This is a genomic window from Brachybacterium muris (assembly GCF_016907455.1).
Taxonomy (GTDB): domain Bacteria; phylum Actinomycetota; class Actinomycetes; order Actinomycetales; family Dermabacteraceae; genus Brachybacterium; species Brachybacterium muris.
This window is the reverse complement of the sequence record NZ_JAFBCB010000001.1, coordinates 2,106,030-2,129,435: the sequence shown is the minus strand read 5'-3', so window position 1 is coordinate 2,129,435 and position 23,406 is coordinate 2,106,030. Positions and strand designations below refer to the sequence as shown.

Sequence of the window (23,406 nt, the reverse complement as noted above, 5' to 3'; positions counted from 1 at the left end):
CACCCTCTATCAAACCCCGGACGATTCACACGATCGCGCAGGCTTCCGTGTAGCTGCCGGCGCGCACCCGCTCGGCCACTGCCGGCATCTGTGCCAGCCCGGTCAGCAGCACGCCCGTGCACAGAGCGATCGAGCCCAGGTCACCACCGGTCCAGTTGCGCAGGATCGAGACGATCTCCTCCTCGCGAAGCTCCCGCTCCGCAGTCCCGCGCTCGCCGGAACGGGTCCCTGCCACCTGATCCGCAAGCGAGGTCACCGAGACCTTCTGCCGCATCAACCGGGTGGTGACGTCGTCCGGGGCGTCGCCCCCTGCCGCCCGCCGAGGTGCCAGCACCGAGCCGATGATCGCATCGAACCGCTCGGCCACCTCCCTGGTGCGCGCCAGATCCCCGGAACGGGTGGCCACATGGTTGTCCACCATCCACTGCAGCAGCTCGCCCTCGAGCTCGGAAGACCAGCCCAGCCAGCTGGTCTGGGCCCTCACCGCGAACACGGCTCCGATCGCCGAGACCGCATCGACCTCGGTCCCCTCCGCCCCCACGTCGGCGGTGAGCTCCTCGACCAGATCGCGGGCGATCTCACGGACGGCGGGCTCGAGCTTCGCCATCTCCGCGAGCGCGAAGTACGGGTCGGTCGCCGCGCGCATCGCGGTGTGCTCGGCGCCGTCCAGCCCATTGGGGACCTGCAGGAAACGGGACACGGCCGAGGAGAAGGTCTCGGGATCCGTGGCGACGCGGGCAGCTTCCTCGTGCCTCAGCACGATCCAGGTGCCCTCGGGGGTGCGGGCCAGTGGACCCTCGGCGCGCTGCTCATCGGTGGCGGAGCGGGGATCGAGGCCGGTGGGGTCGAAGAGGGGAGCGCTCATGGACCCCAGCCTATGGTCGCTGCTCTTCGTGCGGGGAGGCTGTGTCGAGCGAGACAGAGGTGGTCCTGACCGAGCGGCGGGAGACGGAGCCGACGGAGACGGAACCGGGGGAGGCAGGGTCGAGCGCGCCGGTGGAGCGTCGCAGCCTCCCGCCGATCAGGTGCATCACGACGGCGATGGACACGAAGGCCACCAGCACCACCACGGTGGTCAGCAGCACCTGGGTCCAGGAGCTCGCGGTGGGGTCCAGGAACTCGTACGGGTACCAGCCGGTGATCCCGCCGCGCACCCAGGTGAACACCAGGAAGACCACCGGGTACAGCAGCCACCACAGGATCCTGCGGGCGCGCGGACGGCGGCCCTGCGGGGTCAGCAGCCAGTCCAGCAGGGCTGCCACCGGTGCCAGGCGGTGCAGCACGATCCCGGTCCAGCCGATGTCCCAGCGGGTCAGCTCGTCCAGTGGTGCCACCAGCAGCGCATAGATGATCCCGGTCATCACCAGGTAGAACGCGACGGCACCACGCGCGTCGTCGAACCATGCGGGTCGTCGGCGGACCATCGCGGCACCGGTGACGGCCAGCAGCACGAACGCGAGGTTGGACTGGTTGGTGAAGTAGGACAGGTTCTGCGCGAGCAGACCTTCCTGCCATGCCCCGATCGCATTGGAGACCAGGGCGGCCAGCACCGCGGCGGCGACCAGCAGCCGGGCCGCCACCACGGCAGTCCTCATGCGTTCTTGGGCCAGTCGTCCCGTACGTCCTCGCCGCCCTCGACGACGTCCTCGGGCCGGTCAGAACGATCGGTCCAGGAGTCCTGCGGGCGGTAGCCCAGTTCGAGGGTGGTGTTGGTCATCGACCAGCGACGGTTGGGATTGTCCGAGACCGCGTAGTACAGGCCGAACGTCACCTCCGCCTCGATCGCGCACCGCACCACCTGCTCGCAGTCGTCCGGGCTCAGCCACATGGCGTGCAGGATGTCCTCGTCCGCGGTGAACGGGTCCTCGCTCATCCACCCGATGCGCAGCGCGATGAAGTCCAGCCCGTGCTCGTCGTGGTAGAAGCGCCCCAGGGCCTCGCCAAAGATCTTGGAGACCCCGTAGAGGGAGTCGCCGCGGGGGAGCTGATGGGGGTACACCGGCCACTCCTCATAGCGGTCGTACATGCCCATCGCATGGTTCGAGGAGGCGAACACGACGCGCCGCACACCCGACTCACGTGCAGCCTCGAGCACGTTGCGCAGCCCGATGATGTTGGCTGCCAGCACGGAGTCCCAGTCGGACTCGGGGGAGGCGGAGCCGGCCATGTGGACGATGGTGTCCACCCCGTCCATGAGGGCCAGCACCTCGTCGTAGTCGCTGAGGTCGGCGCGCTGCAGCACCTTCTCCTGCTCCTCGTTCTTCGGAGTGCGACCGTGCTGGACGATGTCGTAGTCGTCTGCCAGCACATCGCTGAGGTGCAGACCGATGCCACCGGTCGCACCGGTGATCAGGATTCTCTTCTTCGCCGTTGGGTTGGTCGTCGCTGAAGTGTTCACGCTCCCCATTATGGGTGCCGACGGGCCGGCGGCGTCCAGGTCCGAGCAGTATTCTGCTCCCGGCAACGACCGGGCGGTCATGCCGGTCCGTGAAGGCTGAGGACGTGGCGTGACACTGTCGCGGTGGCGGGCGGGGTCGAGTCCTCCCAGCACCGTGATGCCCGGTCGTTCCGGTCGGTTCCGGCCTCCGTCCGCGCCGCAGTGCGATCATGCTGCAGCTGCGGACCGGGGGAGCCCATGGCCCGACGATAGGGGCCGGGGGATGTGTTGGGAATGATTCAGGTCAAGCTGGGTCGAAAGATTTCCGACAGGCGCCTGGAACGTCGACGCGGGGGTTCGCTCGTGCAGGGTCCTGCGCCCTCGGTGAGGGTGCAGAGGGGACCGCCGTCCTCAGAGCGCCTCGCCGCCGGCGAGTGAACGCAGCCGTTCTCGGTCCAGCACCGTGGTCCAGCGCCGACCGGTGTCCACCGTTCCCTCCCGGCGCAGCGTGCTCATGGCACGGGAGACCGATTCGACGGTGGAGCCGGTGAGCCCGGCCAGATCCGCACGGGACAGGGGCAGGTGCAGATCGATCGCGCCGGGATGGACACGGTTGGGGGTGCCGAACTTGGTGCACAGGGAGTCCAGGGTGGCCGCGACCCGGGTGAGGACCGTGGCCGAGGCCAGCATCGCCGAGGTCCCCCGGGAGGCATCGAGCTGCTCGGCCAGCTCGTCGATCACCCGCAGCGACACCGCAGGCAGGCGCAGCAGCAGCTGACGGAACGAGGGGGCGTCGATCCGCAGCACGCACACATCGGTGAGCGTGCGCACCGTGGTGGGATGCTGTCGCCGGCCCAGAGCGGGCAGGCCCCCGAAGATGTCACCGGGTGCCAGCAGGCTGTCGATCACCTCGTGGCCGTCGGTGGTGTCGGTACAGGACTTGGCCCGCCCCGCAGCCAGCACGTACAGGGCATCGGCCGGGTCCCCGGCGCGGCACAGCACGGCGTCTGCCGGTGCGGAGCGGGAGGCCATCATCGAGTCGACCTCGGCAATGCCCGATGCGTCGAGGTCGTGGAACAGGCGCACGTGGCCCAGCACCTCGGCACGGGTCTGGGCCGAGCACACGTGCGGGTGCTGGATCTGCAGCATCAGGGCGCCAGCCGGCCCGATCCCCGGATGGGATCGGGCCGGATGCGGGGAGTTCTCGTGCATGGGTGGTGGCAGCTGTGCTCTCGGTCCGGGGTGTGGTCAGGCCAGGCGGAATTCGCCGACGGAGGCAAGGGCGCGGGAGATCGCCTCGCGGTCCACCGTGGTGCCCTCGGGGTGCTTGAGGAACATCAGCTGAGTATTCGTAGTCGTGGGAGCCACCGAATCTTGCTCTTGGGGACCGCCGATCGTGCCGACGGGGGCCAGTAGCCGCCGCGGTGGGGACCACTGGCTCCCGCCGGCATCGGGTCACTGGGGCAGTGCGGTGTGTTCTCGCATGTTCCTGTCGCCGGTGTCGATCCAGATTGTGTTGTGCACGATGCGGTCCATGATCGCATCGGCGTGGACTGCTCCACCGAGCCGGGCGTGCCAGTCCTTCTTCGGGTACTGGGTGCAGAACACGGTCGAGCCGGTGTCATAGCGGCGCTCGAGCAGTTCCAGCAGCATCGAACGCATTCCCTCGTCAGGATGGTCCAGCAGCCACTCGTCGATCACCAGCAGCGAGAACGTGGAGTACTTCCGCAGGAACTTCGTCTGGCCCTGCGGCTTGTCCTTTGCCAGGGCCCAGGCCTCTTCGAGGTCGGGCATTCGGATGTAGTGGGCTCGGAGCCGGTGCTGGCAGGCCTGCTTCGCCAGCGCGCAGCCGAGGTAGGACTTCCCTGAGCCGGTGAAGCCCTGGAAGACCACGTTCTGTTGCCGCTGGATGAAGGAGCAGGTTGCCAGTTGCGCGATCACGTTCCGGTTCAGTCCCCGTTCCTCGACCAGATCCAGCCGCCGCAGGTCCGCTCCGGGATAACGCAGCCCCGCCCGGCGGATCAGACCCTCGACCTTTCCATGATTGAAGATGGAATGCGCCTCGTCCACGATCAGCTGGAGCCGTTCCTGGAACGACATCCCCAGCACGTGAGCCTCATCCTGGGCATCGATCGCGTCCAGCAGCGCGGTCGCGCCCATCTCGCGCAGCTTCCGCTTCGTGTCGTTATCGATCACGCTCACCGGACACCTCCGGCGTAGTAGTCGGCGCCACGGACGTATCCGCCGTCTTCCGCGGGTTCCTCGCGGGGTGGACGCAGGGCGGCGACCTTGTCCTGCCCGGTGGCCAAGATCGGGTGCAGATGCGCATAGCGCGGTGAACGGACCCGTCCCGTCAGCGCGAGTGCGCAGGCCGCCTCGACCCGATCTACGGAGAAGCGGCGAGAGAGCCGTAGCACCGCCAACGCGGGATCCAGGCCCTGTTCCACGATCGGCACGGACTCGAAGATCCGCTGGATCACGATCACCGTGGCCGGCCCGACCCGATCTGCCCACGCCCGCACCCTCTGCGCGTCCCAGGCCTGGAAACGCTCGCCCGCAGGTAGGTCCGCGTCGTTGGTGCGGTACTCATTGCTCGCGGTCTCCGGGAGCAGCAGGTGACTGGTCAGTCGCTGGCTGCCCTGATAGATCTCCAGCGTCCGGGCCGTGATGCGCAGATCGACCTTCGCGCCGATGTGCGCGAACGGCGCGGAGTAGAAGTTCCGCGCGAACGTGACGTGCCCGTTCCTGCCCACTCGTCGTCCGTAGTGCCATGTCGAGATCTCGTAGGGCACCGCCGGCAGCGGCGTCAGCAGCGGCCGCTCCTCCGCGTCGAACACGCTGGCGCGGGATCCGGGCCGCTTCTGGAACGGCTCCGCGTTATAGGCCTCCATCCGCTGCCCGATGGCGGCTGCAAGTTCGGGCAGGGACGTGAATCGCTGATCCCGCAGCCCGGCGATGACCCAGGTCGCGACGTGCGCGACGGTGTTCTCCACGCTCGCCTTGTCTTTCGGTTTCCGCACCCTCCCCGGGAGCACCGCCGCCGAGTAATGCGCTGCCATCTCGCGATACGCATCGTTCAGGACGATCTCGCCCTCGCGGGGGTGCTTCACCACACCGGTCTTGAGGTTGTCCGGAACGATCCTCGGGACCGTCCCGCCCAGCGCCTCGAACATCGCTACGTGCGCTCGCAGCCAGGACTCCTGGCGCATATCCAGCGCCGGGAAGCAGAACGCGTAACGAGAAAAAGGCAGGCAGGCAACGAACAAGAACACCTTCGAGACCTCGCCGGTGACCGGATCGGCCAGCTCCATCGTGGGGCCGGACCAGTCGACCTCCACGCTCTGGCCGGCCTTGTGACCGACTCTCGAAGCGGCACCGGTGACCATGACGTGGTGCTGGTAGGTGCGGCAAAACCGGTCATACCCCATCGCCGGATCCCCAGCCGCCGTGGTCGCGTCGAAGTACTCGCCGTGCAACAGCTTCAGCGTCACGCCGACCCTGGCCATCTCTCGATGGACCTGTTCCCAGTCCGGCTGTGCGAACACGCTCTCGTGCTCGCCCCGGCCCGGGAACAACCGGGCATACACCTGCTCATCGGCGACGTCCGCGATATCGCCCCACCCGATCCCTGCAGCGTCAGCGGCCTCGAACACCGCCCTCACGGACTTGCGGGACATGCCCTGCGAGGACGAAATCGCTCGCCCCGACAGACCTTCTGCGCGCAGCTGGAGCACCAGCTTCGCCCTGATCTTCCGTACCATTCCAGATTGCTCCTTCCGCCGCGTGCCCTATACACACGGCGGAAGGAGCGTAGACAGAGCGGCCCCAACGACACCACTGGTGGTCCCGAACGACGCCACCGCTACGGCAGCGACGTGGCACCCGAACCCTCGATCAGCGGACCCCAGCGAGGCGAATATTCAATCAGCGTGCGTTCGGGTGTCACTTCGAACGCCACTGCGCCCACGTGGGGAGTGTCGTACACGGTGCCCTTGACGCGCTTGATGTCGTCGTCCTTCGTGAGCCCGGTGACCTCGAAGATGCTGGTGATGATCATCTGATCCTCCTCGGGAGCCATCTCAGATCCTCCCGTTGAACGCCTGGAGGGCGGAGTCCTCGCGAGTACCGCCTCGACCGTCACCGTACTCGGCGTAGTCGGCGATCCACGCCACCTCGGCGATCCACTTGGTCATCTTGTACCCGTGGCTGGACTCCACGCGCAGGCGCAGCGGCCCGCCCAGGTGGATGTCCAGCGGGTGGCCGTTGCGCTCGTAGGCCAGGATCGTCATCTCCGAGTCGGCGTCGTTGAGATCGATCACCGAGTAGAACGGCTCACGCGGACGGTTGTCGTACATCTTCTGTGCCAGGCCGTAGGACGTCGCCATCACGTAGTTCACGCCCTCGGGGCGGGGCCCCAGCAGGCCCATCACGTCGCTCAGCCTGGCACCGGTGAACTTGGAGGTGGCCGACCAGCCCTGCATGCAGGTGGTGGTGGTGATGTACTCCTGGCGCGGCAGCGCCTTGATCTCCTCGAGGGTGACGCGCTTCTCCACCCCGGTGGTGATGTCCTTGACCAGGATCTCGTAGTCCGCGAAGTCCTTGTCCCGCGAGGCCACCCAGTAGGCGGACTCGTCCTCCGTGGGGGGCAGGCCGTTGGTCCAGTGGAAGGCGGAGATGTCCTTCTCGGTGTACTGGCCGGGGGAGTTCGGCTTCATCTTCACCCAGCCCAGGCCCATCTTACGACCGATCTCGGTCAGGGGCACCAGGAAGCGGTGGGCGCGGGCGCGGTCGGCGAGCGTCCAGTAGCTCAGGAAGATCCAGAACCCGATCACCACCACGATGGTGGCGATGGCGATGGTGAAGGCCTGCGCGAAGCGCGAGGGATCGGTGACGCCGAAGACCATGTGGGGCAGGTTGTAGGTGGGGTGCACCAGGAACACCAGGCCCACGTGCACCACGATGAAGATCGACATCGCCACCATGCCCAGGAAGTGGATGGAGCGGGCGCCCTGGTGACCGCCCCACAGCCGCACGTACCACGGGAAGCGGGTGCGCACCGTGGGGGACATGGCGATGCCGGTGGCGATCAGCAGCGGGGCGATGACGAAGATGACGCCGGTGTACGCGATCATCTGCAGTGAGTCGTACGGGGTGAAGTGGGAGACGTCGGGCACGCCGAAGCCCAGGTAGATCTTGAACGACTCCCACGCCTCCGGGATCACGTCCCAGGAGGTGGGGATGATGCGCCTCCACAGCCCGGTGGCGAACAGCAGGATCACGTAGATCACGCCGTTGAGCACCCACAGCATCACGCCCAGGCCGTGCCAGTGGCGGCCCAGGCCGATGTTCTCGTTGCCGGGCAGTGCCAGCAGCGGGCTGACGGGCTTCTCGTCCATCAGGGAGGTGTACACGCCCTCCTCCTTGGGCAGCTTGCGCTTCGTGAAGCGCAGCCACTCGGTGCCGGGGGCGCAGTCGTTGCGCCACCACAGGCGGGGGAGGGAGGAGAGGATCTCGATGCCGCTGCGCAGCAGGATCCCGATCAGGACGAAGTTGATGAGGTGCGAGGCGCGAAGCCAGAAGGGGAAGTCGGGACTGACAAGATCCACGGGAGCCTCCGTGACAGGCCGACCGCAGGCCGGCGGCTGCTGTCCCTCAGGTCCCGGGCCGCTTGCGCGTTCGACCCCCGCTGTGACCGGTGGGGCAGTGGATATTGCCTTCACCGCGAATCGTAGTCCATGCGGGGGACGAAAGTCCGTCACCCCCGGTCAAGGCATTGGGGATGCATGGAGAACTCCGCAGCTCTTGGGCTCGGTTCCGATCGCGGTCCAGGGCCGGCACAGTGACGGCGGGCACACTGGGTCGATGAGAACTCCTGTGCCCGCTCCGATCGGGGCCGCCATCGACGGCGCGAGTGCGCCCAGGCTGTCCGCCTATCGACGCAGTGGTGCTGATCTGCCGTTCTCCTCGCCGGAGCGCTGGCACGGCGTGGCGATGGAGGGCTACTTCTGGCGCTTCACCGATGTGGCGGCCGGTCGCTCGGTGATCGTGCTGCACGGCGTGAATCGACCCTCTGCTGCCTCGACGGAGGCGTGGTCCACCATCGGCGTGGCGAGCTGGCCCGACGGGGGCCTGATCACCGGTGCCTGGCCAGGGGCGCAGGCGAGGGTGCACCAGCTGGGTGCCCGCAACGGGAGCATCTTCTGCGGCACCGACCAGCGCGTCACCGTGGATCTGGAGGACCGGGTGCACATCGATGTAGCGATCTCCCAGCACCAGCGCTGGCCCTCCCGGCTGCTGGGCGGGTCCAGTGTGTTCCAGATGGTGCCGGCGCTGAACCAGTACTGGCACCCCTGGCTGCTGGGCGGACGAGCCGATGGCGTGGTGGAGATCGACGGCACCCGGTACGAGCTCGACGGCGCACAGGCGTACGGGGAGAAGAACTGGGGCCGCGGCGGCTTCCCGGACTCCTGGTGGTGGGGGCAGGCCCACGGCTTCACCGAGCCGGGGGCGAGCATCGCCTTCGCCGGGGGAGACGTGAGCGCCGGACCCTTCCGCACCGAGGTCACGGGCCTGGTCGCACGGCTTCCCGACGGCACCGTGATGCGACTGGGCAACCCGGGCATCTCACCGGTCCGGGCCGATGTGGGGCATGAGACCTGGGAGCTGTGCGGACGCTCGGCCCGCTGGCAGATCGACGTGCACGCCGCCGCACCCCTGGGCGATGCGCACGTGCTGCCGGTCCCGCTGCCGACCGAGCGGCGCAACACCGCCGGGGCGATCGAGCACCTCGGAGGTCACCTCGAGGTGACCGTGCGGCAGGGCCGCACCGAGGTGTGGAGCGGGGTCACGGATCTGGCGGGTCTCGAACACGGAGGCCTGGATCGCGTGGCGGCGGAGCTGAGGCGGCGCGGCGCACCCGCCGGGGCCACGGACCACCGGCCCATGGTCCGGCGCAGCTGAAGGGCAGCAATCGACCGCGGCAGATGAGCCGCAGCAATCGGGCGCGGCAGCCGAGCCGCAGCAATCGGACGCGGGGTCTCAGCCCGGCCGGTCGGCCGCGGCACCGGCTTCGTCATGCCCCGGCATCAGTCGCGGTCGGCCGAGCCGGGCAGAGGGAACCTGGCTATGCCCTTCCACGCGCGCCACGCCCAGATCGTCATCACGATCACCACCACCCAGGCGAGGGCGACCACCACCCCCATCGCGACGGTGGGCTGGCCCAGGAACGCGCCGATCGCCACCAGGGACACCTGGCCCGGGATCGAGGCGACCAGGGAGGAGATCGCGAACACCTGGAACGGCACGCCGAGGGCCCCGGCCGCGTAGTTGATCGGCCAGTACGGCATGCCCGGCAGCACCCGCAGCGTGAACACGGCCTCGAAACCTGCGTCCTCTAGGCGCTCCTCGAGGGTCTTGCGGCGGGATCCCAGCAGCTGCAGCACGGTCTCCCTGCCCAAACCGCGTGCGATCGCGTAGCCGGCGAGGCTTCCCAGCATCGCTCCGATCACCGAGAGCACGCTGCCGATCGTCACCCCGAACAGCAGGCCTCCGGCCAGTGCCATGACGGTCACCGGGATTGGGGTGAGGGCCACCCCCGCGTAGACCAGGATGAACACGGCCCAGCTCCAGAAGCCGAAGTCGTCGATCCGGTCGCGCAGAGCGTCCGTGCCCGGCAGGCGCACGGTCAGTGCCAGCCAGATCATCACCAGCGCGACGATCACCAGGCCGATTGTGCGGATGACGGGGAAGCCGTCGTCGGTGTGCGAGGAGTCAGGGGGGTGGGACACCGCGCAAGGATAGTCGGCGCTCCGGAGTGCTGCGCCATGCCCATGTCAGGGACAGCGGATGACAGCGGGCCACCTGCCGGATCGAGGTGGCCATCGGTCCGCCACGATGCCGTGGACCTCGCCGAGGCAAAGAGAAACGCCCTGTTGCCAGGGCGTTTTCTGGGGTGATCGACGGGATTTGAACCCGCGACCGCCTGGACCACAACCAGGAGCTCTACCAACTGAGCTACGACCACCATGTGCAGTCACCGACCGCAACGAGAGACCAGCATACCGTCTCTGCGGGTCTGGATCAGACCTGGTGGGCCACCTGTTCGTGTGAGACGCGTTGCACCGACGGGACGATGCTGGCCAAGGGGTCCGGAGCCGAAGCCCACGCGGTGAAAGCCGATTCAGGAGCGGGCGTCAGGCCGGTGCTGGGGATCAGTCTCCTCGGCGCTCCCGTCGAAGCTGATCACCAGGAAGCTGAGGGCGATCACCAGGAACGGCAGGCCCGCATTGTTGCCGCCGACCATCATGGCCGCGCCTACCATGCCGAACACCAGGGCGATCAGCGCATAGGGGTTGGACAGCAGCGAGGCGGGACCGTGTCCGGATCGATCGGGCCGACCGTCGGAGTCGTCGTGCAGGGGTGTCGTGTTCATGGCCTCCACGCTAGGAGTCGCTGCCGGTTCGACCCACCCCTCGGGGGGCTAGACCCGACCCGTCCAAGGGACCGGACACCCCCGACGATCGTCGGAGCGTCTTCGATCCGCGGGATGTGCCGACTGTCCATCGCGGCCGGGTGACGGTCGCGGCTCTATGACCGCCAGGATCGCCCCGCCGGCACTGAGCGGTGGGTTGCCAGGGGACCTGCCGCGGCGCACAGTGGGACGCATGATCGTCGCCTTCTCCATCCAGCCCACCGGTGAGCCCTCCGACCCCACCCTGCGCCGCGCCCTTCAGGAGGGCTCGGACAGCGCGAGCGTGCACGACGCGGTCGCCGCAGCGGTGCGGATCGTGCGGGATTCCGGACTGCCGCACCGCACCAGCTCGATGTTCACCGAGATCGAGGGCGAATGGGACGAGGTGATGGACGTCGTGCGCCGCGCCACCGAGGCCGCGGGCTGCTACGGCTCCCGCGTGTCCCTGGTGCTGAAGGCCGACATCAGGCCCGGCCGCAGCGGCGAGCTCGACGGGAAGATCGAGCGCATGGAGAAGGCGCTGGGCCGCGACTGAGGCTCAGGCCCTGCCGGAGTCCAGCATCCCCTCGCGCAGCGCAGCCGCCATCGTGGGAGCCACCGGCAGGCGCGGGATGATCGTGGCCTGGAAGGCGTGGTACACGTCCGGCTTGCCCGGCCAGGTCACGCCCTGCGGCTCGTTGTCCGCATCGAGCTCGTGGAACCAGGAGCCTCCGTCCGCATCCAGCAGGTAGGCGGAGATGTACTCCCACCACTGCTCGTAGCGCTCGGCCCACACCCGATCCCCGGTCACCCGGTACATCACCGCTGCGGCGCCCACCGCCTCGGCCGCCACCCAGTGCATGCGCTCGCGCGCCATCGGGGTGCCGTCCCAGTCCACGGTGTACACGAATCCAGGTGCACCGTCGGTGCCGAAGCTGTCCGCGGACTTCTCCATCAGTGCCGTGGCCGCCTCCAGCATCCACTCCGGGGCGGAGCCGTCGGCCGCCAGCAGGGCGGCGCGGGCGTGCAGCACCAGGCGGGCCCACTCGATCCAGTGGCCCACGGTGGCGCCATAGGGACGGAACGGGTGGTTGGGCTCGTCGCGGTTGTAGTCCAGCAGCGGGTTCCAGTCCACGTCGAAGTGCTCGGGCAGCGCCCAGTCGTTGCCGCGGGCGAACTCGTCGATCGCACGGGTCATGATCCCCACGGCCCGATCCAGCCAGCGGCGCTCGCCGGTGACGTCGGCCGCGGACAGCAGCGCCTCGACGGTGTGCATGTTGGCGTTGATACCGCGGTAGGCCTCGCACTCGGTGAAGGTGCGGTCGAAGGTGTCAACACTCATCCCGGCGGAGGAGTCGAAGAACTTCTCATCCAGCACCTCGAGCGCCTCGTCCAGCAGGCCGCGGGCACCGGGTCGGCCTGCCGCGGTGGCGGAGGCCGCCGCGAGCACCACGAAGGCGTGGGCGTAGGCCTGCTTCGAGTCGTCCACCGGTTCGCCGCCCGCCACGGAGGCGAACCAGCCGCCGTGCTCGGCGTCGCGGAACACGCCTCGCAGCGAGGCCACGCCGTGGTCGGCGAAACGTCCGAACTCGGGGCGGCCCATCAGGTGGCCGAGCGCGAAGCAGTGGGTCATGCGGCAGGTGATCCACAGCTCGGAGGGGCGGTCGAGATCCGCCTCGCCGTTCTCGTCCAGCCAGGCGAAGCCGCCGTCCTCCCGCGCGGACTCGGTGGCGAACACCAGCAGGTCATCGCCCTCGCCCTCGAGCCAGGTGCGATGTGCGGGAACGTCCAGCCACGGGGTGCGAGCGGCTGCGGCGGACTCGACGGCAGGGGAGTCGATGGTCACGGTGGTGTCCTCGGTGGTCGAAGCGTTCTCGGTGGTCTCGGTGTCGTCGGCGGGCAGCTCGAAGGACTTGGCTGCGGCCTGCACCTCGGCGGTAGTGGGGCCGGGCTCGGCCACCAGCAGCACCTGCCGGTAGTACTTCAGCTCCTGGATCGACTCGCGGATGTCGGCCAGCGCGCGATGGCCGCCGTTCTTCTTTGGCATGTTGTAGTACGCGCGAGGGAACCAGCGCTTGGCCAGCTCCTTGAGGCTGGACACGTCGATGGTGCGGTAGGAGAGGTGCCCGGCGAACTCCGGCACGTCACGGTCCAGGAACACCCGGTCGGTGCCCACGCTGTTGCCGGCCAGGGGCGCCTTCCCCGGCTCCGGGCAGTACTGGCGCACGTAGTCCAGGCACTCCTGCTCCGCCTGGGGCAGGGTCATCCCGCCGTCGAGCTCCTCGAGCAGCCCCGAGGTGGTGTGCATGGTGCGCACGAAGGGATCCATCTGCGCCAGCGCCTGCGCCGGCGGCTTGATCACCACGTCCACCCCCTCGCCGAGGATGTTGAGATCGGCATCGGTGACGAGGACGGCGATCTCGACCAGCGCATCCCGCTGCTTGTCGAGCCCGGTCATCTCGCAGTCGACCCAGATGATGCGGTCCTGATTGCTGCGCGTAGGAGAAGAGCTCACGGGAAGAGCCTACGGGGTGACCCTCCAGTAGGCTCACCTGGGTCCCCGACGTGGTGAAGGAGCCGACGTGAACCTGTTCTTCCGCCTGCTGATGCTGATGGTGCGCATGAGGTTCCGGCGCCGCCTGTCCATCTGGGACACGGCCCGCACCCCGTTCCGGGTGAACCCGCTGGACCTGGACGTGCTGATGCACATGAACAACGGGCGCTACCTCTCCATCCTGGACCTGGGGCGGATGGACCTGATGCTCCGCTCGGGCTTCTGGAAGGTCACCCAGGAGCGTGGTTGGTATCCCGTGGTGGCCGGGCAGGGCATCACCTTCCGCAAGTCGCTTGAGCTGTGGCAGAAGTTCGAGGTGCGCACCAAGGTGCTGGGGATCGACGAGGCCTGGGTGTACATGGAGCAGAGCTTCCACCGCGGCGACGTGCTGATCGCCGACGCGATCGTGCGCGCCCGGTTCCTGAAGAAGACCGGCGGCTCCGTGACCAGCGCCGAGCTGATCGAGGCCGTGGGCGGGGTTCCCGAGGGACTCGAGGTGCCCGCCTGGGTGCAGGACTGGACGCGGGACTCGGCGCAGCACGCACGGTCCTGACGGACTCCTCGAAAGATGCGAGGTGGGCGCATGGGCGGACCTGTCCCGCCTCCGAACGCACGGTCCACTCGCTTCCATGCCTCGTCCAGCAGGGTCTACCGTCGAAACAGCGGGCCGGTGTCCGCCGGCCGTTCGGATCGAGAAGGAGCAGAATCATGACTGATCGCGTGGCATCCATGCTCAAGACCTACCCGAAGGACCTCGGCAGCATCGACCAGCAGAAGCTAGCCGAGTGCATCGAGGCCTGCTTCGAGTGCGCTCAGACCTGCACCGCCTGTGCGGACGCCTGCTTGGCCGAGGACATGGTGGCGGAACTGACCCCGTGCATCCGTTTGAACCAGGACTGCGCCGACGTCTGCGAGGCGACCGGCCGGGTCCTGTCTCGCCGGACGGGCAGCAACGACGCCCTCGTCCGCGCCCTGCTCGAGGCGTGTCGGGCAGCGTGCCGGTCCTGTGCTGCGGAGTGCGAGAAGCACGCCGAGATGCACGAGCACTGCAGGATCTGCGCCGAGTCCTGCCGTCGCTGCGAGCAGGCGTGCGCCGAGCTGCTGGCCACGCTCGGCTGATGAAGCCCGCTCGGCACACGGCTGCAGACTGAGGGAGCCCCGCCGGCGATCGAGATCCCCTCGGTCGGGCCGCGGGTGCGGTCAGCGCCCCCAGCAGGACTCGAACCTGCAACCTACGGATTAGAAGGCCGTTGCTCTATCCATTGAGCTATGGAGGCTGATACCGGCCCCAGCCGGTGCGGCGGGCTTGTTTCCCGCCCCGCGATCCTATCTGCTCGCGGGCGCTTCCCCCTGGCACCGCGGACAGGTGTGGATCACTCGCGGGGTGCTGCCCTCGATGCTCGGATCCGCCAGCATCCCGCGCTGGATCCGCGCGCCGCAGCGTCGGCACGGTTTCCCGGAGCGGCCGTAGACCCACATGTCTCCGTCGCGGCCCATCATGCCGCCGGTGGTGACCCGCACCGTACGGTCCTTGTTCAGCACCAGGAGGCGATGGGCCAGATCCACCATCGCGCCCGGATCGCCACCACTGTCGATCCAGCTGCTCACGGGGACAGCGGGGTGGACGCGCTGCAGGAAGCACAGCTCGGAGCGGTAGATGTTGCCCAGGCCTGCCATCACCTGCTGGTCCAGTAGCGCCAACCCCAGCTCGCGATCAGCCTGCCGGACCAGGTTCATCACGGCCTGCTCTCGGTGCTCCTCTCCCCAGTCCGCATCCAGCAGGTCAGGACCCAGGTGCCCGATCAGCTCGTACTCGTCGGACGTGCGGATCAGCCGCACCTGCTTCACGTCCCACCCGCTGGCGACAACCGTGCGGCCGTCCCTGTGCTGGACCGTCAGCCGGATGCGCAGGGTGTGCGCAGGGCGGGGGCCCGCCGTGGTGTCGCTGGAGCGCAGGGCCTTTCCGTCCACGTGCCAGATGCCGTCCATCATCAGGTGGTTGTGCAGGGTCAATCGGGGCCGGGACGGCGTGCCGATGTCGCCGGCCCCGCCGGCTTCCTGCGGCGGCATCAGGCGGATCAGCAGGTGCTTGCCTCGTGGCACCACCTCCTGCACCCGCCATCCGGCCAGGTTCGCTGTGGCCGACCCTGGGACCCGCAGCTCGGCAGCGGTGAGCGTGCCACCGGCAAGAGCCTCATCCAGCACCTTGCACTGGCGGTACACGGTGTCACCCTCAGGCACGGGTCACCCCCACCGTCTCCCGCTCACCACGTGTCATCAGCGGCCTCCTGCCCGCACCCGCACCGAGCGCGGTGAGCGGTAGCAGCCGGCCGCGACCAGCGCCTCCACCACCGGGATGGACTGCTCGGCGCTGATCGGCCGGCCACTGACCCGTTCGATCGTCAGCGCCGGCAGCACGGCGTCCTCGGCGATGGCACGCACCACCTGGGCTGCCACCTCGGGAGTCTCCTGCTCATCTGCCCACCACAGCAGGTGCTTGCCTCCCTTGTCCACGAAGGCCGCCACGGCACCGTCGTGCAGCACCACGATCGCGCCGGCACGGCGGGCCGGCCGCACGGTCACGCCGTCGGGCGGTTCGATGGGCAGCGCGGGCCAGGGCAGGGCTGCGCCATAGGGGTTCGCGGGATCAGTGGCGGCCAGCACCGTGAAGGAAGAGGGATCAGCGGCGCCGCCATGTCCGAGCCGGCCTGCCGGGCCGCCCTGCTCACCGCTACCCGGGTGCTGCCCCGAGACGTTCCCGCGGGAACGTGCCTCGCGTTCCCGGTCGCGGTCCCGCAGCAGGTCCACCGCCTCCGACGGTGCGAACTGTGAGGCCCCCAGCCCGTCCACGAAGTAGCCGCGACGGCAGGACCCGTTCTCCTCCAGTGCCGACAGCACCCGGTACACCGCCGCGAACGATCCGGGGATCGCTTCGACGTCCATCGCCCCGCGGGTGACCACACCGTGGCGGTCCAGCAGCAGCGTGGCGATCGCCGCCGCGCGCGCTGACGCATCCACCTGCGCCACCCGGACTGCGGACCAGCGTCCGGTGCCGGCCGGCCCCGTCACCTCGGCCAGCTCGGACGGGGAACTGGTGCCGGTGCGCATCATCGCCGCCGACAGCCGGGCCGCCCCCCGACGCGAGGCCGGCCGAGAACGACCTGCACGGCGTGCACCGGAGCGAGGTGCCGCGCCCAGCGCGTGGGTGCGCAGCACGGCGAAGGAGTCGTTGGTGATGAGCGTGGCGAATGCCAGGTCCCACAGCGCCGCCGTGAGATCGGCCGGGCCCACGGCGTCACCGTCATCGGCGAGGGACCGCAGGATCTCCCCGTGCCGCAGAGCACCCGGGGACGAGCGCAGCAGGTCAAGGATCCGGGCCGGCACCGATCCCGGCTCGAGAGCATCGGCGGCCTGCTCCACCTCCTCGGCATCCACCCCGAGCGGCAGGGCATCGGCCAGGTGCAGACGCACCCAGCCGTCGTCGGAGCCGAGGCGGCCGTGGCCGGTCCAGGAGAGCTCACCGGCGGCGAACAATCCGTCCAGCGTGGCAGGGGAGTAGTCCGGAAGCCTCGCCGGCAGCACCTGGGCCTCCCAGGTGGACAGCGGCAGCGACACCCCGGTGAGCTGGTCGATCACCGACAGCACCCCGTCGGCCCCTGACCACGCGGCGCGCTCCCGTGTGCCGTCGGCCTTGCGTGCTGAAAGGTGCTGCCAGTCACCGAGGAACCGGGCGTACACCTCCGGGCCCACCGGTTCGATCTCCCGGCGGGAGGCGGCGAGGCTGGCCCGACGGATGCGCCGCAGCACGTCGGCCTCCACCCACTCGGTGCCCTCGCGGCCCGGAGTGAACTCGCCCTGGTTCAGCACCCGCTCGGCTGTCAGCGACTCCAATGCGGATCGGGCGACCCCGGGGGCGAGGCCCCAGGAGTCCACCACCCGCTGGGCATCGAAGGGGCCCCGGGAACGTGCCCACCTCGACAGCAGCTCCTCGACGGCCCGGGCGACCGGGGCCAGGTGCGCCTCCGCGATCCCGGGCGGCAGGGCCACACCGAGAGCGTCGCGCAGCAGCCCAGCATCCTCCGCGGCGGCGAAGCGGGTGGCACCGGCGATGCGCACCTCGATCGCGCGCCGGGCCTGAAGCAGTTCCGTGATCGCACCGGCAGGGTCCACCCCGGGCGCGGCACGCTCGCCTATCTCCTGGGCGGTGAGCGGGCCCAGGCGCCGCAGGGCGTCGGCAAGGTCCTCGGCGCCGCGCAGGGCCCGTTCCTCGGTCAGGCCCTGCAGGCGCCGCGTGACCTCCTCGATCACGCCCGCATCCAGCAGCTCACGCAGGCTCACAGTGCCCAGCAGCTCCGCCAGCAGTGACTGGTCCAGGGTCAGGGCCGCGGTGCGTCGCTCGGCCAGCGGCGCATCGGTGTCGTAGATGAACTGCGCGAGGTACCCGAACAGCAGCGAGCGGGCAAAGGGGGAGGGGGCGGTGGTCTCCACCTCCTGCACCTGCACACGGCGGGAGGCCACCTGCCCCATCAGTTCCACCAGGGCGGGCAGGTCGTACACGTCCTGCAGGCACTCCCGGGCCGCCTCCAGCATGATCGGGAACTGCGGGTAGGGCCGGGCCACGTCCAGCAGGTGCGCTGCCCGTTGGCGCTGCTGCCACAGCGGTGCCCGGGAACGCGGGTCCCGCCTCGGCAGCAGCAGGGCTCGCGCCGCGCACTCCCTGAACCGCGAGGCGAACAGCGCCGAGCTGCCCACCAGGCGCCGCACCTCCTCGTCGATCTCCTCCGCGGTGAACACGAACAGGTCCGCTCCCGGAGGTTCCTCGCCGTGGGGGATGCGCAGCACGATCCCGTCATCGGCCGCCATCACCTGCCCCTCCAGGCCGTACCGCTCCTCGACGCGGGCACCGACCGCGAGTGCCCAGGGCGCGTTGATCCGCTGCCCCAGCGCACAGTGCAGCACCACCCGCCAGTCGCCGAGCTCGTCCAGGAACCTCTCCACCACCAGGTGCTGGGGGCCGGGTACGGAACCTGTGGCTTCCCGCTGCTCGGCCAGGTGGGAGATCACGGTGCCGGAGGCGTTCTCGTCCAGACCGAGTGCGGCGAGCCGCTCGCGGGCGGCGGGCTCCTCCAGGCGGGAGATCTCGGACTGGAAACCGGCGACAGCTCGTCCGAGCGACGGTGGCCTGCCCACCCCGTCGCCGTGCCAGAAGGGGATACGACCGGCCAGCCCGAAGGCGGGGGAGACGCTGACGCGGTCGTGGGTGATCTCCTCGATCCGCCAGGAGGAGGTGCCCAGGGTGATCACGTCCCCGCGGCGGGACTCGTACACCATCTCCTCGTCCAGCTCACCGACCCGCCGGGCCTGGGTGTCGTCGTCCCCGGCCACGATGTACACCGGGAACAGGCCGCGGTCGGGGATTGTGCCGCCGCTGGTGACCACCAGGCGCTGGGCGCCGGGTCGGGCGGCGAGGGTGCCGGCTTCGCGGTCGTGGACCAGCCGCGGCCGCAGCTCGGAGAAGGCGGTGGAGGGGTAGCGGCCGGCCAGCAGGTCGATGGTCTGGTCGAAGGCGGAGCGCGGTAGGTTCGCGTACGGGTGCGCGGTGCGCACCAGGTCGAACCACTCCTCGACATCGAGGTCGTCCTCCACCGCGGCGGAAACGGTGTGCTGGGCCAGCACGTCCAGGGCGTTGCGGGGCACGGTCAGCGGCTCGATCCGGCCGGCGACGGCTTCGCCGACGGTGACGGCGGCGCGCACCACGTCCGCAGCGTGCAGAGGGTGGACGATGCCGTGGGAGACGGCACCGACGTCGTGCCCGGCCCGGCCGATGCGCTGCAGGGTGGAGGAGACGGAGAACGGGGTCTCCACCTGGATCACCAGGTCCACCGCCCCCATGTCGATCCCCAGCTCCAGGGAGCTGGTGGCCACCACGCAGCGCAGTGTGCCGGCCTTGAGCTGCTCCTCGATCTGCTTGCGATGCTCCTTGGACATGGAGCCGTGGTGGGCTCGCGCCACGTCCTCCAGCTCCGCGCCGTCGGTCCCGGGCTCCGCGTACTCGCCCTCTCCACGGCCCTCGCCGTCCGCATTCCGCGCTGTGCGGCGGCGGTGCAGCAGGTTGAGCTTGCTGGTGAGCCGCTCGGCCTGTCGCCGGGAGTTGGTGAACACGATGGTGGAGCGGTGTGCCAGCACTTCCTCCAGCACCGCCCGCTCCACGTGCGGCCAGATGGTGCCGGAGACGTCGTCCTCGTCCACCGCATCGGCCGGCGGCTCGATCGCCGTGAGATCCGGGACGGGCAGCTGCACCGAGAGGTCCCAGCGCTTCTGGGAGGGCGGGCGCACCACCGCCACCTCCCGGGGCCGGCCGTGCCCGGCCAGGAATGCAGCGACTTCATCGGCCGGCTCCACCGTGGCCGACAGCCCGATCCGCTGCACGGGGTGCGCGGCGAGCGCGTCCAACCTGGCCAGGGACAGCGCCAGGTGCACGCCGCGCTTGGTGCCGGCCACGGCATGCACCTCGTCCACGATCACCGTGCGCACCGAGCGCAGGGTCTCCCTGGCCTGGGAGGACAGCATCAGGAACAGCGATTCCGGGGTGGTGATCAGCACGTCCGGGGGGTGGGAGATGAGGCGCCGGCGCTCGGCTGGCGGCGTGTCACCGGTGCGCACCCCCACCTCGATCCCGCGGTGCGGATGTCCCAGCACCTCCGCGGCTCGCATGGTGCCGATCAGCGGGGAGGTGAGGTTCCGCTCCACGTCCACGCCCAGAGCCTTGAGGGGGGAGATGTACAGGACGCTCGTGCCGGGCGCATCGTCTGCGTCATCCCCTCGGCCGAAGGCGAGGTGGTCGATGGCGGCCAGGAACGCGGCGAGGGTCTTGCCGGAGCCCGTCGGCGCCACCACCAGCGTGTCCTGCCCGGCCGACACGGCCCGCCAGGCGCCCTCCTGCGCGGGGGTGGGGGAGCCGAAGGCCTCGCGGAACCAGCGGGACGTGGGCGCGCTGAACAGATCCAGCGCACTGGACGCCGGCCCCTTTGCTGCTTGCTCCCGTGGTGCCACCGCCCCATTGTGGACCGTGGGTGGGACACTCGGAGCACGTCGCAGAACGCGATCCCCGAGGGTCTCCCACGGGAGCGGCTCGACCCGGCACGATGAGGGGACCGCAGATCCAATGACGGAGGAGACCCCTTGACCGATCCGCAGCAGCTGCGCGTGAGGTCGCTCGCCGTGGCGAGAGAGCTCGGATTCCCTATGCCACCGCCGCACCTGCCTCTCGTCGGCGCAGAGCCCCTGGCTGTGCGATCCCACGAGGAGATCATCGAGCGACTGCTGGTGCTGAACGTGCGACTCGGGCTCGCGATGCGGATGCCACCGGAGGTGGGACGCGCCTGGCTCGCAGACAATGACCTCATCGACTGCATCACCCCGTCGGAGTCCGCACGCCTCGCCGGGGCGGCCGGGATCGACCCGTCCGAGCAGGTCTGCGTCGAAGCCACGTGGGCCCTGGCCTGGACCTTGGGGCTGGTGGAGGATCTCGACCCTGCTAGCTACTGCGGTGACCAGCTCGCTGCCCTGCTGCCCGAACTGCGCACCGCAGAGACGGCCCCGCACCGGCGCTCGCGAACCGCCCTCGAGCCACGCGGACTCGCGGACATCGCAGCCCAGCTGGACCTGCACTACGTCCTGACCTGGGGGCACACGGAGACACACCTGCAGGGCAGGCCTTCCCCGGGCCCGGTCGAGGCGTACGTCCACCTCGAGCGCCGCCGGGCCCTGGAGTGGATGCTGCAGGTGCCGCTGATCCCGCATCAGGGATGGGACGACATCGACCTGTCCACCTGAACGCCCGGTCGGCCCGTTCAGGTGCCCCTCACCATGCCCGGGGTGATCGTGGCAGGATGGAAGGGCACCGGGCCCCCTCGGGCTCGGAACGACCAACAGAGAGGATGGACGACATGGCGGAGTACACGCTTCCGGATCTCGACTACGACTACGGGGCACTGGCCCCCTCCATCTCCGGCAAGATCATGGAGCTTCACCACTCCAAGCATCACGCCACCTACGTCAAGGGCGCCAACACTGCCCTGGAGAAGCTGGCCGCGGCCCGCGAGTCCGGCGAGTTCGGCAACGTCAACCAGCTCTCGAAGGATCTCGCCTTCAACCTGGGCGGCCACACCAACCACTCGATCTTCTGGAAGAACCTCTCCCCGGAGGGCGGCGACAAGCCCACCGGTGAGCTCGCCTCCGCGATCGACGAGTACTTCGGCTCCTTCGACGCCTTCCGCAAGCACTTCACTGCCGCAGCGCTGGGCATCCAGGGCTCCGGCTGGGCCGTGCTCGCGTGCGAGCCGGTCGGTGGCAACCTCGTCATCGAGCAGTTCTACGACCAGCAGAACGGTGTCCCCGTCGCCACGATCCCGCTGTTCCAGCTGGACATGTGGGAGCACGCCTTCTACCTGGACTACCAGAACGTCAAGGCGGACTACGTCGAGGCGATCTGGAAGATCGTGAACTGGGCCGATGTCCAGGCGCGCTTCGAGAACGCACGCAGCAACGCCTCGGGCCTGGTGGTTCCGAAGGCCTGATCGCCCCGCGATCCACGAACGACGGCCGGTCCCCGACAAGGGGGCCGGTCGTCGGCGTTCTGCGACAGGTGAGCACGTCGCCACAGGTACGCCGGCGGTCACGGTGCAACGATGAGGCGGGCACGCCAGCGGGGCGCGCACAGCGAGGTTCCTCCCCATCGAGGGTTCGTCCCCAATCCGCGACGGTCGATGGTGCGCCGCATTTGAGGCGGGAAGTCTGAGGTGGTCGGCACGGAGCCGGCGAGGGGACAGTCCCCGCACCGAGGAAGGACACCACCATGAAGGACATCCGTACCACCGTGATCGGCAACGCCACCGGTGACCCCCGCGAGACCCAGTACCCCAACGGCGACATCAGCGTGATGGTGCGCATCGCCGTGAACTCCCGATACTACGACCAGGACATCAACGACTACAACGATCGCAAGACCGAGTTCGTGAACGTCTACGCCCGCCGCGCATTGGCCCGCAACGTGCTGGCCTCGGTGAAGAAGGGGCAGCCGCTGGTGGCCACCGGCCGCCTGGGCAGCACCGAATGGACCGACGACGACGGCAAGCCCTTCTTCTCTCTCACCCTGAACGCCGAGACGATCGGGCACGACCTCACGTTCGGCACCTCCGCGTTCACCAAGCCCGCCAAGGCACCCAAGCTCGCCGACGTGCCGGACCTCGACTACGACACCGGGGAGATCAAGCCCGCGCCCACCGGCCAGGACGAGGGCGGCTACGACACCGACAGTCTGGTCGGCGACGTCGACGCCGATGGCGAGGCAGCCGAGCGCGCCCTGGTAGGAACGCCCTGAGCCAGCTGCGTCACTGGGGCGGTTGGAGGCTCTCCAGCAGGGCAGCGGTGAGGTCGGGGAGGAGTGCGGCACCGAGGGTGTACTGCTGCTCCCCGGCCCGCCGCAGGGCCGACCAGGTGGTCCCGTCCTCCAGCGCACCCACCACGACCCGGAGCGCACCGAGAGCCTCTTCGCCCTGAGCGGCGTCGATGGCCGTGGGGTCGGTGTCCTGGGCTCGTACCATCCACTGCTCAGGGGCGAGGTCGCAGGCGAGAACGGCGCCGTTGGCCATGTCCGGCCATTCGACTGCGGTGAGGGCCTGCAAGGGGTCGGTGTGATCGGCCGATGCCGCGGAGCCGGGTTCGTGGTGATCCAGCTCGATGGAGATCAGCTGCAGCTCATCGGCAGCCATGATGGTTGAGGACTCCTCGCCCAGCAGGGCTGCCAGGCCGGGCTGCTCGGCCAGCAAACGGGCGCTGTTGGCCAGGGCGAACCAGCGTGGGGCGGCCATGGCGTCGTCGCCCACGTGGCGGGCGATCTCCAGCACCGCGGCGGCCAGGGCAGCGGTGGGTGCGTCGAGGGGGTCGGGCGATGTTTTCGTCATCAGATTGAGAGGTCCCCTTACAGGTTCACCTGACAGAATGGCCGGGCCGCCGTCGTCAACG

At 69.3% G+C, this 23,406-nt stretch carries 21 protein-coding genes and 2 tRNA genes; 7 read left to right on the top strand and 16 right to left on the bottom strand.

Annotated elements, in window-relative coordinates; genetic code table 11:
* Nucleotides 1-25: 25 nt before the first annotated feature.
* From JOD52_RS09815 to JOD52_RS17740, 8 genes are all read right to left on the bottom strand, one after another.
* Nucleotides 26-865 (bottom strand): cytochrome P450 family protein, encoded by an 840-nt coding sequence (locus tag JOD52_RS09815; RefSeq protein ID WP_239551857.1) that lies wholly within the window; start codon nt 863-865, stop codon nt 26-28.
* Nucleotides 866-875: 10 nt separating this feature from the next.
* Nucleotides 876-1,595 (bottom strand): Pr6Pr family membrane protein, encoded by a 720-nt coding sequence (locus tag JOD52_RS09810; protein WP_204409719.1) that lies wholly within the window; start codon nt 1,593-1,595, stop codon nt 876-878.
* Nucleotides 1,592-2,407: an NAD-dependent epimerase/dehydratase family protein gene (locus tag JOD52_RS09805; protein ID WP_017824009.1), complete on the bottom strand. Its 816-nt coding sequence runs from the start codon at nt 2,405-2,407 to the stop codon at nt 1,592-1,594. The genes JOD52_RS09810 and JOD52_RS09805 overlap by 4 nt, the downstream gene beginning before the upstream one ends.
* Before the next feature lie 381 nt (nt 2,408-2,788).
* Nucleotides 2,789-3,526, bottom strand: coding sequence for a Crp/Fnr family transcriptional regulator (locus tag JOD52_RS09800; RefSeq protein ID WP_083871790.1), 738 nt, complete (start codon nt 3,524-3,526; stop codon nt 2,789-2,791).
* Nucleotides 3,527-3,832: 306 nt separating this feature from the next.
* Nucleotides 3,833-4,579: an ATP-binding protein gene (locus JOD52_RS09795; RefSeq protein WP_338124028.1), complete on the bottom strand. Its 747-nt coding sequence runs from the start codon at nt 4,577-4,579 to the stop codon at nt 3,833-3,835.
* Nucleotides 4,576-6,138, bottom strand: a complete 1,563-nt coding sequence (gene istA, locus JOD52_RS09790) for an IS21 family transposase (RefSeq protein WP_204408388.1) — start codon at nt 6,136-6,138, stop codon at nt 4,576-4,578. The genes JOD52_RS09795 and istA overlap by 4 nt, the downstream gene beginning before the upstream one ends.
* A gap of 101 nt (nt 6,139-6,239) precedes the next feature.
* Nucleotides 6,240-6,434 (bottom strand): hypothetical protein, encoded by a 195-nt coding sequence (locus JOD52_RS09785; protein ID WP_204409718.1) that lies wholly within the window; start codon nt 6,432-6,434, stop codon nt 6,240-6,242.
* A 22-nt stretch (nt 6,435-6,456) separates the two neighbouring features.
* A complete protein-coding gene (locus JOD52_RS17740; protein WP_204409717.1) occupies nt 6,457-7,983 on the bottom strand; it encodes a molybdopterin-dependent oxidoreductase in 1,527 nt (508 codons plus the stop codon).
* Between the two features lie 256 nt (nt 7,984-8,239).
* Here JOD52_RS17740 and JOD52_RS09775 point away from each other — a divergent pair, with 256 nt between their 5' ends.
* Nucleotides 8,240-9,337 carry a tocopherol cyclase family protein gene (locus tag JOD52_RS09775; protein WP_042343351.1) on the top strand — a complete coding sequence of 366 codons (1,098 nt, stop codon included), beginning with the start codon at nt 8,240-8,242 and terminating at the stop codon, nt 9,335-9,337.
* 125 nt (nt 9,338-9,462) lie between these two features.
* On the opposite strand, the gene JOD52_RS09770 is transcribed toward JOD52_RS09775, so the two are convergent.
* The 3 genes from JOD52_RS09770 to JOD52_RS09760 all read right to left on the bottom strand — a co-directional run bounded on the left by JOD52_RS09770 (nt 9,463) and on the right by JOD52_RS09760 (nt 10,808).
* A complete protein-coding gene (locus JOD52_RS09770) occupies nt 9,463-10,164 on the bottom strand; it encodes a TVP38/TMEM64 family protein (protein WP_017824014.1) in 702 nt (233 codons plus the stop codon).
* Nucleotides 10,165-10,324: 160 nt separating this feature from the next.
* Nucleotides 10,325-10,400 (bottom strand) — tRNA-His (locus JOD52_RS09765).
* Between the two features lie 156 nt (nt 10,401-10,556).
* Nucleotides 10,557-10,808, bottom strand: a complete 252-nt coding sequence (locus JOD52_RS09760; RefSeq protein ID WP_017824015.1) for a hypothetical protein — start codon at nt 10,806-10,808, stop codon at nt 10,557-10,559.
* Between the two features lie 232 nt (nt 10,809-11,040).
* On the opposite strand from JOD52_RS09760, the gene JOD52_RS09755 reads away from it, so the two are divergent.
* Nucleotides 11,041-11,382: a thiamine-binding protein gene (locus tag JOD52_RS09755; RefSeq protein WP_017824016.1), complete on the top strand. Its 342-nt coding sequence runs from the start codon at nt 11,041-11,043 to the stop codon at nt 11,380-11,382.
* A 3-nt stretch (nt 11,383-11,385) separates the two neighbouring features.
* Here JOD52_RS09755 and orn read toward each other — a convergent pair whose 3' ends face one another.
* Nucleotides 11,386-13,341: an oligoribonuclease gene (gene orn / locus JOD52_RS17735; RefSeq protein ID WP_031307240.1), complete on the bottom strand. Its 1,956-nt coding sequence runs from the start codon at nt 13,339-13,341 to the stop codon at nt 11,386-11,388.
* Between the two features lie 67 nt (nt 13,342-13,408).
* On the opposite strand from orn, the gene JOD52_RS09745 reads away from it, so the two are divergent.
* Both JOD52_RS09745 and JOD52_RS09740 read left to right on the top strand, forming a co-directional pair.
* Nucleotides 13,409-13,933, top strand: coding sequence for an acyl-CoA thioesterase (locus tag JOD52_RS09745; protein ID WP_017824018.1), 525 nt, complete (start codon nt 13,409-13,411; stop codon nt 13,931-13,933).
* A gap of 155 nt (nt 13,934-14,088) precedes the next feature.
* The gene (locus JOD52_RS09740; protein WP_017824019.1) at nt 14,089-14,499 is read left to right on the top strand and encodes a four-helix bundle copper-binding protein; all 411 of its coding nucleotides are present in this window, start codon (nt 14,089-14,091) and stop codon (nt 14,497-14,499) included.
* A gap of 85 nt (nt 14,500-14,584) precedes the next feature.
* Here JOD52_RS09740 and JOD52_RS09735 read toward each other — a convergent pair.
* The 3 genes from JOD52_RS09735 to JOD52_RS09725 all read right to left on the bottom strand — a co-directional run bounded on the left by JOD52_RS09735 (nt 14,585) and on the right by JOD52_RS09725 (nt 20,433).
* Nucleotides 14,585-14,657, bottom strand: a tRNA-Arg gene (locus JOD52_RS09735).
* A gap of 49 nt (nt 14,658-14,706) precedes the next feature.
* A complete protein-coding gene (locus JOD52_RS17730) occupies nt 14,707-15,621 on the bottom strand; it encodes a DNA-formamidopyrimidine glycosylase family protein (RefSeq protein WP_204409715.1) in 915 nt (304 codons plus the stop codon).
* A gap of 36 nt (nt 15,622-15,657) precedes the next feature.
* Nucleotides 15,658-20,433 carry a DEAD/DEAH box helicase gene (locus tag JOD52_RS09725; RefSeq protein ID WP_259850415.1) on the bottom strand — a complete coding sequence of 1,592 codons (4,776 nt, stop codon included), beginning with the start codon at nt 20,431-20,433 and terminating at the stop codon, nt 15,658-15,660.
* Nucleotides 20,434-20,586: 153 nt separating this feature from the next.
* Here JOD52_RS09725 and JOD52_RS09720 point away from each other — a divergent pair, with 153 nt between their 5' ends.
* The 3 genes from JOD52_RS09720 (at nt 20,587) to JOD52_RS09710 (ending at nt 22,762) form a co-directional block, all read left to right on the top strand.
* The gene (locus JOD52_RS09720; protein WP_338124130.1) at nt 20,587-21,216 is read left to right on the top strand and encodes a DUF4272 domain-containing protein; all 630 of its coding nucleotides are present in this window, start codon (nt 20,587-20,589) and stop codon (nt 21,214-21,216) included.
* 113 nt (nt 21,217-21,329) lie between these two features.
* On the top strand, nt 21,330-21,959 hold the full coding sequence (locus JOD52_RS09715; protein ID WP_204409710.1) for a superoxide dismutase: 630 nt from the start codon (nt 21,330-21,332) through the stop codon (nt 21,957-21,959).
* Between the two features lie 278 nt (nt 21,960-22,237).
* On the top strand, nt 22,238-22,762 hold the full coding sequence (locus tag JOD52_RS09710; protein WP_204409708.1) for a single-stranded DNA-binding protein: 525 nt from the start codon (nt 22,238-22,240) through the stop codon (nt 22,760-22,762).
* 10 nt (nt 22,763-22,772) lie between these two features.
* Here JOD52_RS09710 and JOD52_RS09705 read toward each other — a convergent pair whose 3' ends face one another.
* Nucleotides 22,773-23,345: a PPA1309 family protein gene (locus JOD52_RS09705; RefSeq protein WP_204409706.1), complete on the bottom strand. Its 573-nt coding sequence runs from the start codon at nt 23,343-23,345 to the stop codon at nt 22,773-22,775.
* Nucleotides 23,346-23,406: the final 61 nt, after the last annotated feature.

Bases quoted from the DNA above. Each gene is read 5' to 3' on its own strand.
- JOD52_RS09775 (WP_042343351.1), top strand. From the start codon at position 8,240: ATGAGAACTCCTGTGCCCGCTCCGATCGGGGCCGCCATCGACGGCGCG.
- JOD52_RS09785 (WP_204409718.1), bottom strand. From the start codon at position 6,434: ATGATCATCACCAGCATCTTCGAGGTCACCGGGCTCACGAAGGACGAC.
- JOD52_RS09760 (WP_017824015.1), bottom strand. From the start codon at position 10,808: ATGAACACGACACCCCTGCACGACGACTCCGACGGTCGGCCCGATCGA.
- istA (WP_204408388.1), bottom strand. From the start codon at position 6,138: ATGGTACGGAAGATCAGGGCGAAGCTGGTGCTCCAGCTGCGCGCAGAA.
- JOD52_RS09740 (WP_017824019.1), top strand. From the start codon at position 14,089: ATGACTGATCGCGTGGCATCCATGCTCAAGACCTACCCGAAGGACCTC.
- JOD52_RS09800 (WP_083871790.1), bottom strand. From the start codon at position 3,526: ATGCTGCAGATCCAGCACCCGCACGTGTGCTCGGCCCAGACCCGTGCC.
- JOD52_RS09710 (WP_204409708.1), top strand. From the start codon at position 22,238: ATGAAGGACATCCGTACCACCGTGATCGGCAACGCCACCGGTGACCCC.
- JOD52_RS09815 (WP_239551857.1), bottom strand. From the start codon at position 865: ATGAGCGCTCCCCTCTTCGACCCCACCGGCCTCGATCCCCGCTCCGCC.
- JOD52_RS09705 (WP_204409706.1), bottom strand. From the start codon at position 23,345: ATGACGAAAACATCGCCCGACCCCCTCGACGCACCCACCGCTGCCCTG.
- JOD52_RS09810 (WP_204409719.1), bottom strand. From the start codon at position 1,595: ATGAGGACTGCCGTGGTGGCGGCCCGGCTGCTGGTCGCCGCCGCGGTG.
- JOD52_RS09715 (WP_204409710.1), top strand. From the start codon at position 21,330: ATGGCGGAGTACACGCTTCCGGATCTCGACTACGACTACGGGGCACTG.
- JOD52_RS09755 (WP_017824016.1), top strand. From the start codon at position 11,041: ATGATCGTCGCCTTCTCCATCCAGCCCACCGGTGAGCCCTCCGACCCC.
- JOD52_RS09805 (WP_017824009.1), bottom strand. From the start codon at position 2,407: ATGGGGAGCGTGAACACTTCAGCGACGACCAACCCAACGGCGAAGAAG.